The sequence below is a fragment of the Bradyrhizobium sp. USDA 336 genome, from assembly GCF_044908355.1.
In the GTDB taxonomy this organism is placed as follows: Bacteria; Pseudomonadota; Alphaproteobacteria; order Rhizobiales; family Xanthobacteraceae; genus Bradyrhizobium; species Bradyrhizobium yuanmingense.
Genome location: NZ_JBIYDC010000002.1, coordinates 6,286,376 through 6,298,910, shown reverse-complemented (window position 1 = coordinate 6,298,910; position 12,535 = coordinate 6,286,376). Strand labels below are relative to the sequence as shown.

Here is a 12,535-nt window from a genome sequence, read left to right as displayed (position 1 = left end):
TGGTTGCTCCTCAACCCTTAGACGCGCTCGATGATGGTCGCGGTGCCCATGCCGCCGCCGATGCACAGCGTGACGAGGGCGGTCGACTTGTTGGTGCGCTCGAGCTCGTCGAGCACGGTGCCGAGGATCATCGCGCCGGTCGCCCCGAGCGGGTGGCCGAGCGCGATCGCGCCGCCATTGACGTTGATCTTGGCATTGTCGATGTCGAAGGCCTGGATGTAGCGCAGCACGACCGAGGCGAAAGCCTCGTTGAGCTCGAACAGGTCGATGTCCGACTTCTTCATGCCGGAGCGTGCGAACAGCTTCTCGGTGACGTCGACCGGACCGGTCAGCATCATCGCCGGCTCCGAGCCGATGTTGGCGAATGCGCGGATCTTGGCACGCGGCTTCAGGCCGTACTTGCTGCCCGCCTCCTTGCTGCCGAGCAGCACGGCGCCGGCGCCATCGACGATGCCCGAGGAATTGCCGGCATGGTGCACGTAATTGACGCGCTCGATCTCCGGGTGCGACTGGATCGCGACGCCGTCGAAGCCGCCCATCTGCGCCATCATCGTGAACGACGGCTGCAGCTGCGCCAGCGACTGCATCGTGGTCGAGGGACGCATGTGCTCGTCCTTGGCGAGGATGGTGAGGCCGTTGATATCCTTCACCGGCACCACGGATTTGTTGAAGCGGCCTTCGTCCCAGGCCTTGCCGGCGCGCTGCTGGCTCTGCACGGCGTAGGCGTCGACGTCGTCGCGCGAGAAGCCGTACTTGGTGGCGATCAGGTCGGCCGACACGCCCTGCGGCATGAAATAGGCCGGCACCGCCATCGAAGGATCCATCGGCCAGGCGCCGCCGGAGGCGCCGATGCCGACGCGGCTCATCGACTCGGCGCCGCCGCCGATCACGAGCTCATGCTGGCCACTCATGATCTGCGCCGCGGCGAAGTTCACGGCATCGAGGCCGGAGGCGCAGAAGCGGCTGATCTGCACACCGGGCACGGCTTCGCCGAGACCGGCCTTCAGCGCCGCGAAGCGCGCGATGTCGGAGCCGGCTTCGCCGACTGGGTCGACCACGCCGAGCACGACGTCATCGACCGAATCCTCAGGCAAATTGTTGCGGTCCTTCAGCGCCTTCAGCGGCACGGTCGCAAGCGCGAGCGCGGTGACTTCGTGCAGCGCGCCGTCCGGCTTGCCGCGGCCGCGCGGGGTGCGAACGTGGTCGTAGATGAATGCCTCAGGCATGACGCCCTCCTGATGTGATGTTCGTTACGATTGGGAGCAGGCAGCGGAAGCAGGCTCAGAACGCGTCCGCCGGCAGTTCCATGATGGTGGCGCAACCGGCCTGGATGCGCGCGAGATTGGCGGCGGTCTCCGGCAGCATCCGCTCCATGAAGAAGCGGCCGGTGACGAGTTTTGTGGAGAGATAGGGCGTCTGCCCGCTCTCGGCAATCTTGGCTAGCGTCACCTTGGCCATCCGCGCCCACATGTAGCCGAGCGCGACGAAGCCGAAGAGATGCAGGTAATCGGTTGCGGCGGCCCCCGCATTGTCAGGCTTCGCCATCGCGTTCTGCATCAGCCAGGTCGTCGCCTGCTGCAGATGGCCGAGCGAGGTCGAGAGCGGCGTGATGAAGGGCTTCAGCGCCTCGTCGCCGCCGTTCTCCTTGGCGAACGCCATGACCTCGCCGAAGAAGGCCATGATGGCGCGGCCGCCGTCGCGCGGCAGCTTGCGGCCGACGAGGTCGAGCGCCTGGATGCCGTTGGCGCCTTCATAGATCATGGCGATGCGCGCATCGCGCACGAACTGCTCCATGCCCTGCTCGGCGATGTAGCCATGGCCGCCATACATCTGCTGCGCCTGCACCGCGTTGGCGAAGCCATAGTCAGTGAGGAAGCCCTTCAGCACCGGGGTCATCAGGCCCATGTGGTCGTCGGCGGCCTGGCGGTCCTTGGGGTCTTCGGAGCGATGGGCGACGTCGCTCTTCAGCGCGGTCCACATCACGAAGGCGCGCGCGGCCTCGTTGAACGCGCGGATCGAGAGCAGCGTGCGGCGCACGTCGGGATGCACGATGATCGGATCGGCCTGCTTGTCCGGTGCCTTGGCGCCGGTGAGCGCGCGGCCCTGGATGCGCTCGCGGGCATAGGCGACCGCGTTCTGATAGGCGACCTCGGACTGCGCGAGGCCCTGCACGGCGACGCCGAGCCGGGCCTCGTTCATCATCACGAACATGCCCTGCATGCCCTTGTTCTCTTCGCCGATCAGCCAGCCGGTGGCGTTGTCGTAGTTCATCACGCAGGTCGAATTGCCGTGGATGCCCATCTTGTGCTCGATCGAGCCGCAGACGACGCCGTTGCGCGCGCCCACCGAACCGTCGGCGTTGACGAGGAACTTCGGCACCACGAACAGCGACACGCCCTTGATGCCGGCCGGCGCGCCCTCGATGCGGGCGAGCACGAGATGGATGATGTTGTCGGCGAGATCGTGCTCACCGGCCGAGATGAAGATCTTGGTGCCCGTGATCTTGAAGCTGCCGTCCGCCTGCCGCACTGCCTTGGTGCGGAGCATGCCGAGATCGGTGCCGCAATGCGGCTCGGTGAGGTTCATGGTGCCGGTCCATTCGCCGGCCACCATCTTCGGCACGTAGGTCTTCTTCTGCTCCGGCGAGCCGTGCACCAGCAGCGCCGCGGTCGCGCCCATGGTGAGGCCGCCATACATCGAGAACGCCATGTTGGCGGAGATCTGGAATTCGTTGACGGCTTGCGAGAGCGTCACCGGCAGGCCCTGGCCGCCATATTCGGTCGGCGCCGACAGGCCGAGCCAGCCGCCCTCGGCGACCTGCTTGAAGGCCTCCTTGAAACCCTTCGGCGTGGCGACGCTGCCATCATCCGCGCGCTTGCAGCCTTCGAGATCGCCGACGCGGTTGAGCGGCTGCAGCACCTCTTCAGCGAGCTTGGCGGCTTCGCCGAGGATGGCCTCGCGCACGTCGCTCGACGCATCGGAGAAGCCGGCGAGATTGTCGTAGCGATCGATCTGGAAGACGTCGTTGAGCAGGAAGTTCACGTCTTCGACGGGGGCTTTATAGATCGGCATTGGGGGTCTCCCGGCGTGGGCTTGAAGGGGATGTTGAGCTTATGATTGGGCGGCGGCAAGCTGCTCCGCCATGAGGCGGTGCAGCATGTTGATCGCCTTGAGCGGACGCACCATCACCTTGAAGTGGGTGATGCGTCCTTCGCTATCGAAGCTGATGATGTCGACGCCGTTGATCTCGATGCCGTCGATGACATTCTTGAATTCGAGCACCGCGCCTTTATCGCTGCGCCACTCGCCGACATAGGTGAAGCCGGGGCCGCCGAGCACCTTCTCGGCGCTGGAGAGGTATTTGAAGGTGATGTCGCGGCCGGCTTGCGGCGTGTGCACGACCGGGCTTTCGAACACGGCGTCGGGATGCAGGAGGTCCCAGAGCGCGGCGCGGTCGTGGGACTTCATGTAGGCGTACCAGGAATCGAGGCCGGTCATTCTCGGATGCCTCCCTCAAGGCTAGGGCAAAAGTTGCGAAAACAACCCCATGCACAGTAGCGAGGAGATTGATTTCACTTGATTATTCCAGTCGGGCCTGTGGCCCGCCTGCACGCTGCCTCATATGCACATTGACGCATATGCGCCGATGCGCATAAAGTCAAGCAAGTTGGTCAAACCTAAAGAAGGGGGCCAGTCATGGCACTGGGCGACGCAATCCTCGCATGCCTGACGGAACGCCCGATGACGGGCTACGAGCTCGCCAAGACGTTCGATTCCTCGATCGGCTTCTTCTGGAAAGCCGACCATCAGCAGATCTACCGCGAGCTCTCCAAGCTGCGGGACCGCGGCTACATCCAGGGCCGCGAGGTCGTGCAGTCGGGCAAGCCCAATAAGCTGATCTATACGCTGACTCCCGAGGGCCGAACAGCACTGCGGCACTGGGCCGCGCGGCCAAGCACGCCGCCCTCGATCAAGGACGACCTCCTGGTGCGGCTGCACGCGCTCGACAGCATCGACATCGAGCCCATGCGCACCGACCTGATGGCCCGCCTGGAGCACCACCGCGACCGCCACGCTAATTACGAGCGCATCCTGAAGAAGCGCTTTCCGGAGGGCACGGCGGAGGGACGGCTTGATCTCGGCAATCTGCTCCTGCTCCAGCTCGGCGCCCGCCACGAGCAGATGGTGGCCGATTTCTGCGAGGAGGCGCTGGAGGCGCTATCGGCGATGAGCGGCAAGGCGACAGTGGTGCCGCTGGAGGATGGCAAGCGCGAGAAGGGCTGAGGGCGCCGACGTTACGCGAGCCCTTTCCGCCTCCTCGCTGTCATCGCCCGCGAAGGCGGGCGATCCAGTATTCCAGAGACGGCGCGGCTAGAGCCGAGGAGCCGCGGCGTACTGGATGCCCCGCCTTCGCGGGGCATGACACCGGTTTGTTTCGGGACCGGATGAGCGACACAGCACCGCCCCTCAGTTCCCGCCGCCCAACTTTAAGAAAGCGGCTCCGCATTCCTTAACTCGTTATTTACCGTAACAGGAAAAAGTCGGTTTTCGAGGCAGACGACCCGCGCCAAATTCGATTGTCTTTGCAACCGGCACGCGTGGGGAAGCTGGAGGCGCCGGGGTGGGGTGCCGAAGTCGGAACCGGACAGAGTCATGAATTCGCGCGTATCGTGGAGTGTCGACGGCATCGATCCATCCGTCCGGGAGCGGGCCGAGGCTGCTGCGCGCCGTGCCGGCATGTCGCTCAACGACTGGCTGAACTCCACGCTCGGCGAAACTGCCCCGCCCAACTTCCGCGGATCCTACGATCAGCGTCCGCAGCACGTGCCGAGCCAAGGACCGAGTCAGGAGAGCCGCGAAGTCGCCGACATCCACCGGCGGCTCGACGCGATCACCCAGCAGATCGAGCGGATCTCAAAACCCGCGCCGCGCCAAGACTCCTCAAGACAAGACGCCTCAAGACAAGACTCCTCACGACCAGACGTCTCGCGTGAGCAGGGCGTCGCGCGCCAGCTCAATGATGCGATCTCGCGGCTCGACGCGCGCCTGTCGCAGATTTCCCGTCCACAGCGGCAAGCGCCGCAACCGCAGGCCCCTCGCCTCACCCCGGCCGAGACGCGCCAGCGCCAGGCCGACGCCGTCGAGCGCGCCGCCGCGCAAGTCTATCGCGGCTCACCACCCCTGAGCCCGGCTTCGTTCGACGTCGCGGTCGCCGAGATCACCGCGCGCCAGAGCGAGCTCGACGGCTTTGCGCCGCGGCAGATGCCGCCGCGTGCCGCGCCGCCGCTTGCGCCAACGGCTCCATACGCGCCGCCGATGGCGCCGCCGCCACCGCAGCCGGGGCCGGATTTTTCCTCGCTCGAGCGCCATCTGCTCAAGATCACGAGCCAGATCGAATCGCTGCAGCGGCCTGACAATACCGAGCAGGCCATCAACGCCTTCCGCAGCGAGCTGGCCGAAATCCGCGCCGCCATCACCGAGGCGATGCCGCGGCGCGCGATCGAATCGATCGAGAACGAGATCCGCTCGCTGCACCGCCGGATCGACGAGACCCGCTCCAACGGCACTGACGGGCAGGTTCTTGCCGGCATCGAGCGCGCACTGTCCGACATCAAGCAGGTGTTGCGCACGCTGACGCCGGCCGAGCAGCTCACCGGCTACGACGAGGCGATCCGCAATCTCGGCGCCAAGCTCGACCTGATCCTGCGCGCCAATGACGATCCCTCGACCGTGCAGCAGCTCGAAGGCGCGATCTCGGCGCTGCGCGCCATCGTCTCCAACGTCGCATCCAACGAGGCGCTGGCACGGCTATCCGAAGACGTGCAGCTGCTGTCGTCCAAGGTCGACCAGATCACCCGCGCCTCCGGTCCCAGCGACAGCTTTGCCGTGCTGGAGCAGCGCATCGCGGCGCTCACGGCGGCGCTGGAAACGCGCGAGCGGCCGCAGCCGTCCGAGAGCACCGAGCATCTCGAAGCTGCGATCCGCGCGCTGTCGGACCGTTTCGATCGCATGCAGGTCGGCAACGATTCCGCCTCGACCTTCGCCCATCTCGAGCAGCGTGTTTCCTATCTCCTGGAGCGGATCGAGGCCGCCGCCGATCCGCGTAACGGCAATTTGAGCCGCGTCGAGGACGGGCTGCACGACATCCTCAGGCACCTGGAACGGCAGCAGGCGACCTATGCGGCCCTCGCCGAGAGCCGCAACGCCGCGCCGCCGCCCGATTCCGGCATGGTCGATCTCGTCAAGCGCGAGCTCTCCGACATCCGCTTCAGTCAGGCCGAGACCAACCGGCACACCCAGGACTCGCTCGAGGCCGTCCACAGCGCGCTCGGTCACGTCGTCGATCGCCTCTCGATGATCGAGGGCGATCTGCGCGCGGTGCGCACCGCGCCGCCTTCCCCCGCCCCACAGCCGATGTCGATGCCGATGGCGGCGGCGATGGAGCCGGCGCCGATGGCACGCGAGCCGCGGCCGCAACCGCCAGCACAGCCGCCGAAATACGATCCGAAGCCCGAGCTGCCCAATCCAGCTGCCGCGCAGGCGCCCCCGGCTGCCTTCGTCGCCGCACCGCGCGAGTTCCACGCCGCCACCCCCACCGCGCCGCCGCCCGTGCCGGCGGCTCCGCCGGTTCCGCCGCGCGCGATCAGTGAGATCCTGGAGCCGCACACGGCGCGCGCTGCACTCGCGCCGGAACTGCCGCCGGATCACCCGCTCGAGCCGGGCACACGGCCGGGCGGGCGCGTCGCCACGCCGTCGGAACGCATCGCCGCCTCCGAAAGCGCGATCAGCGGAATTGCCGCCGCGCCGAAGGAGTCGGTGTCGTCGTCGAGCTTCATCGCGGCCGCGCGCCGCGCGGCGCAAGCTGCCGCCGCACAGCCGCCCGAGAAGCCGGCCCGCGGCGCCAAGGGCGCGATCGCCCGCGCCAAGGAGAAGGGCCAGGAAGGCGGCTCGACCATCACCTCCAAGATCCGCTCGCTGCTGGTGGGCGCGAGCGTGGTCGTGATCGTGCTTGGCACCTTCAAGATGGCGATGAACCTGCTCGAAGGCGGCAGCACGTCACCGACGCCGCAGGCGATGCAAAACATCCCGAGCGAGCCGGCACCGCAGCCGGCGCCGCCGCCGGTCGAGACCAAGCCAGCCGCGCCCGAGCAGATCACCCCGTCGATGACGTCGCCGACACCGATCGGACGACAGTCGCAGAACAATGCCGCACCGGCGCCCATTCCCGGGTCCGGCGGCTCGGCTTCGGTCGAAATCCCGCAAGCGCCTGCCGCGGCGGTGCCGCCGGCCTCCAGCGACGTCACCGGCGCGCTGTCGGGCACCAGCCGCGCCAGGCTCGGCGTCGTACAGGTGCCGCCGAGCGAGAAGCTGCCTGACGGCATCGGCGGCCCGGTCTTGCGCAGCGCCGCGATGAAGGGCGATGCGACGGCGGCCTACGAGATCGGCGTGCGCTTTGCCGAAGGCAAGGGCGTCGCCACGAATTACGACGAAGCGGCGAAGTGGTACGACCGCGCCGCGCAGGCCGGGGTCGTCCCCGCAATCTTCCGCCTCGGCACGCTCTACGAAAAGGGCCTAGGGGTGAAGAAGGACGCCGACATCGCGCGCCGCTACTACACCCAGGCCGCCGAGCGCGGCAACGCCAAGGCGATGCACAATCTCGCCGTGCTCGATGCCGACGGCGGCGGTCGCGGCGCCAATTACAAGAGCGCGGCGCAGTGGTTCCGGAAAGCGGCCGATCGCGGCGTCGCCGACAGCCAGTTCAACCTCGGCATCCTCTATGCCCGCGGCATCGGCGTCGAGCAGAACCTCGCCGAATCCTACAAATGGTTCAACCTGGCAGCTGCCCAGGGCGATGCGGATGCCGCCGGCAAGCGCGACGACGTCGCCAAGCGCCTCGACCCGCAATCGCTCGCGGCCGCCAAGCTTGCGATCCAGACCTTCAACGCCGAGCCGCAGCCCGACGATGCCGTCAACGTGGCGGCCCCGAACGGCGGCTGGGACAGCGCACCGCAGGCCAGCGCGAAGCCGGCCCCGAAGCAAGTGGCGACCAAGCGCTCGGCCTCAGCAGCGCATTGAGCCGCGTCGCGTTCGATCCGACGCTGAGACACCCCCAACCCTCCCCTCAACCGCAGGGCTACCGCGTATGACTTGTGGCGGCGGCCTGCGCGCACGCCTCGTCCTTCGAGACGGCGCTGACGCGCCTCCTCAGGATGAGGCTAATTAGCATCAGTGCTCGTTGAAACTGCTGCCGCGCGCTCCGCCCTCATCCTGAGGAGCCCGCCCAAAGCGGGCGTCTCGAAGGATGGCCGCAGGGAAGAAACTCCCCAATGCTATAACCCTCCCCGCAAGCGAGAGAGGGCTGGGGGTATCAGCTCGCAGCTTTTGCATTCTGCGGGGAAATCGCTATTTTCCGCGGCCCGGAGGCCCCTGATGTCCGTTATTGATCTAGCCGCAAACCCGAGCGAGTTGCGTGCGCTCGCCGAACAATCCAACGCCTGGCCGTTCGAGCAGGCGAAGGCCATTGTCGCGCGGCTGAAAAAAAGCCCGAAGGACGAGGTGCTTTTCGAGACCGGCTATGGTCCGTCCGGCCTGCCGCATATCGGCACGTTCGGCGAGGTGGCGCGCACCTCGATGGTGCGCCACGCCTTCCGCGTGCTCACCGAGGACAAGGTCAAGACGCGCCTGTTGGCATTCTCCGACGACATGGACGGCTTCCGGAAGGTGCCCGACAACGTTCCGAACAAGGAGATGCTGGCCGCTCATATCGGCAAGCCGCTGACGCGGGTGCCGGATCCGTTTTCGAACGAATATCCGTCGTTCGGCGCGCACAATAACGCGCGCTTGCGCGCGTTTCTGGATCATTTCGGCTTCGACTACGAGTTCGCGAGCTCGACCGACTATTACACGTCGGGCCGGTTCGATGCGACGCTGCTGAAGATGCTCGCCGCCTACGATGAGATCATGGCGATCATCCTGCCGACGCTGGGCCCGGATCGCCGCGCGACCTATTCGCCGTTCCTGCCCATTAGCAAGACCACGGGCGTCGTGCTGCAGGTGCCGATGATCCGCCGCGACGTCGCGGCCGGCACGGTGACCTATGTCGATCCCGACACCAACCAGGAAGTTGAAACGCCCGTCACCGGCGGCAACGTCAAGTGCCAGTGGAAGGCCGACTGGGCGATGCGCTGGGTCGCGCTCGGCGTCGACTACGAGATGGCCGGCAAGGACCTGATCGATTCCGTGAAGCTGTCCGGCGCGATCGCCAGAGCGCTCGGCAGCACGCCGCCCGAAGGTTTCAACTACGAGCTCTTCCTCGACGAGAAGGGCCAGAAGATCTCGAAGTCAAAGGGCAACGGCCTGACCATCGACGAATGGCTGCGCTACGCCTCGCCGGAATCGCTGTCGCTGTTCATGTATCGCGAGCCGAAGGCGGCCAAGCGGCTGTATTTCGACGTCATCCCGCGTAACGTCGACGACTACCAGCAATTCCTCGACGGCTTTCCGAAGCAGGACGGCAAGCAGCAGCTCGGCAATCCGGTCTGGCACATCCACAACGGCAAGCCGCCGACGGGCGACATGCCCGTCACCTTCCAGCTGCTCCTGACGCTGGTGTCGTCGTCGAACGCGGAGAACGCCGAGACGCTCTGGGGCTTCATCGGCCGCTACCGCCCTGGCGTGAGCCCGCAGACGCATCCGAAGCTGGATGCGATGGTCGGTTACGCCATCAACTATTATCGCGACTTCGTCGCGCCGACGAAGCAGTTCCGCGTACCCACGGACAGCGAGCGCGCCGCGCTGCAGGATTTGCGCGATGCGCTGTCGCAGCTGGCGCAGGATGCCTCGGCCGAGGACATCCAGAACGTCGTCTACGAGATCGGCCGCCGCGAGCCGTTCCTCGATCAGGTCAAGAAGGGCAAGGACGGCCGCCCCGGCGTGACGCTGGACTGGTTCAACATGCTCTACCAGGTGCTGCTCGGCCAGGAGAAGGGCCCGCGCTTCGGCTCCTTCGTCGCGGTCTACGGCGTGCAGAACGCGGTCAACATGATCGACGGCGCACTGGCAAGGAGTGCGTGAGCGGCGCCATCACTGGCTCGCCCAGAGGATCCGCGCAACCCAGGCGACATCGCTCGCCGCCACCGTTCGCGCCGCCTGTGACGCATCGAGGGGCGCCAAGTCCAGGGTCTTTGCCGTGCGGCGCTTCAGGGTCGCAATCGTGATCTCGTCCGTCTTGATCTTGACCACCACGCGATCACCCTTGCGGATCGGCGCCGCAGGCGAGACCAGGATGATGTCACCGTCGCGATAGGCAGGCAGTAGCGCAGCGCCGGAAATCTCCAGCGCAAAGACTTGACCGTCCTCTCCGATCGGAAGCGCGATCTCGGTCCAGCCCCTGCCGGTTGGAAGACCCGCCTCATCAAAGGCGCCGCTCATTCCGGCCTGTGCAAAGCCGAGCAGCGGCACCGAGCCGCGGCCGCTTCCACCGTCGTCATCAATCAGCTTCGCAAAGCTGTCGATCGAGGCGTCGGCCGCCGCCAGCGCTTTTGCGATCGATTCGGTCGAGGGCCAGCGCTCGCGGCCGTCGGCGGTGACCCGCTTGGACCTGTTGAACGTCGTGGGGTCGAGCCCGGCACGCTTGGCAAGGCCGGACGGCGACAATCCGGCGCGCGCCGCCAGCCGGTCCAGCGCGGCCCAGATCTGGTCGTGAGTCAGCATCCTCTGCGCTTTGGCCTGTCTGACCATGGAAGGTCCAGCCCGTCGCAACTCAGGAAAACTGTCCTCAAATCAACCGGTTTTCCGTTTTTCGCGCAAGAGGCGACCGAGGCGGCGTTCGCAAACGAAACGGGTAGCCGTTCGCGTCAGGAAAGCGCGCAAAACGGGAATGTGGAGCCCCGTGCCGATTTCATCGGCGCGGAAAAGGCACTAAGCCTTGAGTTCGGAAGGGGCGGCCTTTACGGTCGCGCCCGAGTTTCGAGGACCCGCGAAAAGCGAAAAAACCCAAGAGACTCAAAGAACAAACAAGGCTGCGGTAGCGGTGGTCAAGATCTACAAAATCTGTCCGGCCTCGGCCTGGCGCGAGGCGGAACGGCAGGGTGTCTACCGGGGCAGCGCAGATGACGCGCGCGACGGGTTCATCCATTTCTCGACCGCGGCCCAGGTTCCCGAGACCCTGCGCAAGCACTATTTCGGGCAGCGCGCGCTGTTCCTGGTCGAGGTCGACGGCGACGCGCTCGGCAGCGAGCTGCGCTGGGAACGCTCGCGCAATGACGAGCTCTTCCCGCATCTCTATGGCGAGCTCGATCTCGGCGCGGTGATCGCGGTGATAAACCTCAACACGCGCTCCGACGGCGGTCACGATGTTCCGGAGCTGTTGCCGTGATCCGCGCGTTCGACGCCTTTTCGCTGCCGGTGCTGCGCTGGCTCGATCCCGAGGACGCGCATCGCCTCGCGATCCAGGGCCTGCGCTTCCTGCCGCCGGTCAAGCCGCGTGCCGATGATCCCAAGCTCGCGGTGCGCGCCTTCGGGCTGAACTTTCCCAATCCGATCGGCATGGCCGCGGGCTTCGACAAGAGCGCCGAGGTGCCGGACGCGCTGCTGCGGCTCGGCTTCGGTTTCGTCGAGATCGGCTCCGTGACGCCGAAGCCGCAAGCCGGCAATCCGCGGCCGCGGCTCTTCCGTCTCGAGCGCGACGAGGCGATCATCAACCGCATGGGCTTCAACAACGACGGCGCGGAGGCGGCTCTGCGCCGGCTTGCCGCGCGGGCGCAGCACGGCGGCATCGTCGGCGTCAATGTCGGCGCCAACAAGGATTCGCCGGACCGCGTCGGCGACTACGTCAAGCTGATCGAGACCTTCGCGCCGGTGGCGAGCTATTTCACCGTCAACGTCTCCTCGCCGAACACGCCGGGCCTGCGCAACCTTCAGGAAGGCGCGCTGCTCGACGATCTGCTCGCGCGCGTGATCGAGGCCCGCGAGCGTGTCAGGCAGAAGGCCGGCGACACGCCGGTGCTGCTCAAGATCGCGCCGGATTTGAGCCTCGCCCAGCTCGACGACGTCGTGCAGGTCGCGCGCTCGCGCCGGGTCGACGGCATGATCGTGTCGAACACCACGGTCGCGCGGCCGAGCACGTTGCGTGAAGAGACGCGGGCGAAGGAGCAAGGCGGCCTGTCCGGCCGGCCGCTGTTCCGTCTGTCGACGCGCATGGTCGCGGAAACCTATGTGCGCGTCGAGGGCGCATTCCCGCTGATCGGCGTCGGCGGCGTGGATTCGGGCGGCGCCGCGCTGACCAAGATCCGCGCCGGCGCCAGTTTGATCCAGCTCTATTCGTCGCTGGTCTACAAGGGCCTCGGCCTCGTCGACGAGATCAAGCGCGACCTGACGTCGACATTGCTGCGGACAGGGCGGGATTCGCTGTCGGAGATCGTCGGTGCCGACGCGGCGACGCTGACGGCGGAAGACTGGCCGGGGATGTAGCACTGTCTCGTGCCCGGACGCCATAAGCGCGTTTACGCGCGTCTTCGACGCGCTATGGCAACGC

9 protein-coding genes are annotated in these 12,535 nt (G+C 66.6%); 5 read left to right on the top strand and 4 right to left on the bottom strand.

Features of this window, described 5'->3' with window-relative positions; all coding sequences use genetic code 11:
- Positions 1 to 17: 17 nt before the first annotated feature.
- Genes ABIA45_RS30470 through ABIA45_RS30460 form a run of 3 tightly spaced genes read right to left on the bottom strand, consistent with a single transcriptional unit; the run spans position 18 to position 3,498 of the window.
- A complete protein-coding gene (locus tag ABIA45_RS30470) occupies positions 18 to 1,226 on the bottom strand; it encodes an acetyl-CoA C-acetyltransferase (RefSeq protein WP_157285676.1) in 1,209 nt (402 codons plus the stop codon).
- 55 nt (positions 1,227 to 1,281) lie between these two features.
- The gene (locus ABIA45_RS30465) at positions 1,282 to 3,072 is read right to left on the bottom strand and encodes an acyl-CoA dehydrogenase C-terminal domain-containing protein (protein WP_404654660.1); all 1,791 of its coding nucleotides are present in this window, start codon (positions 3,070 to 3,072) and stop codon (positions 1,282 to 1,284) included.
- A 39-nt stretch (positions 3,073 to 3,111) separates the two neighbouring features.
- A complete protein-coding gene (locus ABIA45_RS30460; RefSeq protein WP_025033468.1) occupies positions 3,112 to 3,498 on the bottom strand; it encodes a nuclear transport factor 2 family protein in 387 nt (128 codons plus the stop codon).
- A 198-nt stretch (positions 3,499 to 3,696) separates the two neighbouring features.
- On the opposite strand from ABIA45_RS30460, the gene ABIA45_RS30455 reads away from it, so the two are divergent.
- The 3 genes from ABIA45_RS30455 (at position 3,697) to ABIA45_RS30445 (ending at position 10,074) form a co-directional block, all read left to right on the top strand.
- On the top strand, positions 3,697 to 4,284 hold the full coding sequence (locus ABIA45_RS30455; protein ID WP_275501327.1) for a PadR family transcriptional regulator: 588 nt from the start codon (positions 3,697 to 3,699) through the stop codon (positions 4,282 to 4,284).
- A gap of 369 nt (positions 4,285 to 4,653) precedes the next feature.
- A complete protein-coding gene (locus ABIA45_RS30450; protein WP_404654659.1) occupies positions 4,654 to 8,076 on the top strand; it encodes a hypothetical protein in 3,423 nt (1,140 codons plus the stop codon).
- 354 nt (positions 8,077 to 8,430) lie between these two features.
- On the top strand, positions 8,431 to 10,074 hold the full coding sequence (locus tag ABIA45_RS30445; RefSeq protein WP_271546278.1) for a lysine--tRNA ligase: 1,644 nt from the start codon (positions 8,431 to 8,433) through the stop codon (positions 10,072 to 10,074).
- A gap of 9 nt (positions 10,075 to 10,083) precedes the next feature.
- Here the strand turns inward: ABIA45_RS30445 and ABIA45_RS30440 are convergent, their stop codons facing one another.
- Positions 10,084 to 10,740 (bottom strand): helix-turn-helix transcriptional regulator, encoded by a 657-nt coding sequence (locus ABIA45_RS30440; protein ID WP_157285681.1) that lies wholly within the window; start codon positions 10,738 to 10,740, stop codon positions 10,084 to 10,086.
- A 292-nt stretch (positions 10,741 to 11,032) separates the two neighbouring features.
- Here ABIA45_RS30440 and ABIA45_RS30435 point away from each other — a divergent pair, with 292 nt between their 5' ends.
- Both ABIA45_RS30435 and ABIA45_RS30430 read left to right on the top strand, forming a co-directional pair.
- The gene (locus tag ABIA45_RS30435; RefSeq protein ID WP_271546282.1) at positions 11,033 to 11,377 is read left to right on the top strand and encodes a DUF952 domain-containing protein; all 345 of its coding nucleotides are present in this window, start codon (positions 11,033 to 11,035) and stop codon (positions 11,375 to 11,377) included.
- Positions 11,374 to 12,471 carry a quinone-dependent dihydroorotate dehydrogenase gene (locus ABIA45_RS30430; protein ID WP_035996478.1) on the top strand — a complete coding sequence of 366 codons (1,098 nt, stop codon included), beginning with the start codon at positions 11,374 to 11,376 and terminating at the stop codon, positions 12,469 to 12,471. The genes ABIA45_RS30435 and ABIA45_RS30430 overlap by 4 nt, the downstream gene beginning before the upstream one ends.
- Positions 12,472 to 12,535 lie beyond the last annotated feature (64 nt).

Excerpts from the sequence above, each read along its gene's own strand:
- ABIA45_RS30440 (WP_157285681.1), bottom strand. The coding sequence starts at position 10,740 with ATGGTCAGACAGGCCAAAGCGCAGAGGATGCTGACTCACGACCAGATC.
- ABIA45_RS30445 (WP_271546278.1), top strand. The coding sequence starts at position 8,431 with ATGTCCGTTATTGATCTAGCCGCAAACCCGAGCGAGTTGCGTGCGCTC.
- ABIA45_RS30465 (WP_404654660.1), bottom strand. The coding sequence starts at position 3,072 with ATGCCGATCTATAAAGCCCCCGTCGAAGACGTGAACTTCCTGCTCAAC.
- ABIA45_RS30460 (WP_025033468.1), bottom strand. The coding sequence starts at position 3,498 with ATGACCGGCCTCGATTCCTGGTACGCCTACATGAAGTCCCACGACCGC.
- ABIA45_RS30450 (WP_404654659.1), top strand. The coding sequence starts at position 4,654 with ATGAATTCGCGCGTATCGTGGAGTGTCGACGGCATCGATCCATCCGTC.
- ABIA45_RS30455 (WP_275501327.1), top strand. The coding sequence starts at position 3,697 with ATGGCACTGGGCGACGCAATCCTCGCATGCCTGACGGAACGCCCGATG.
- ABIA45_RS30470 (WP_157285676.1), bottom strand. The coding sequence starts at position 1,226 with ATGCCTGAGGCATTCATCTACGACCACGTTCGCACCCCGCGCGGCCGC.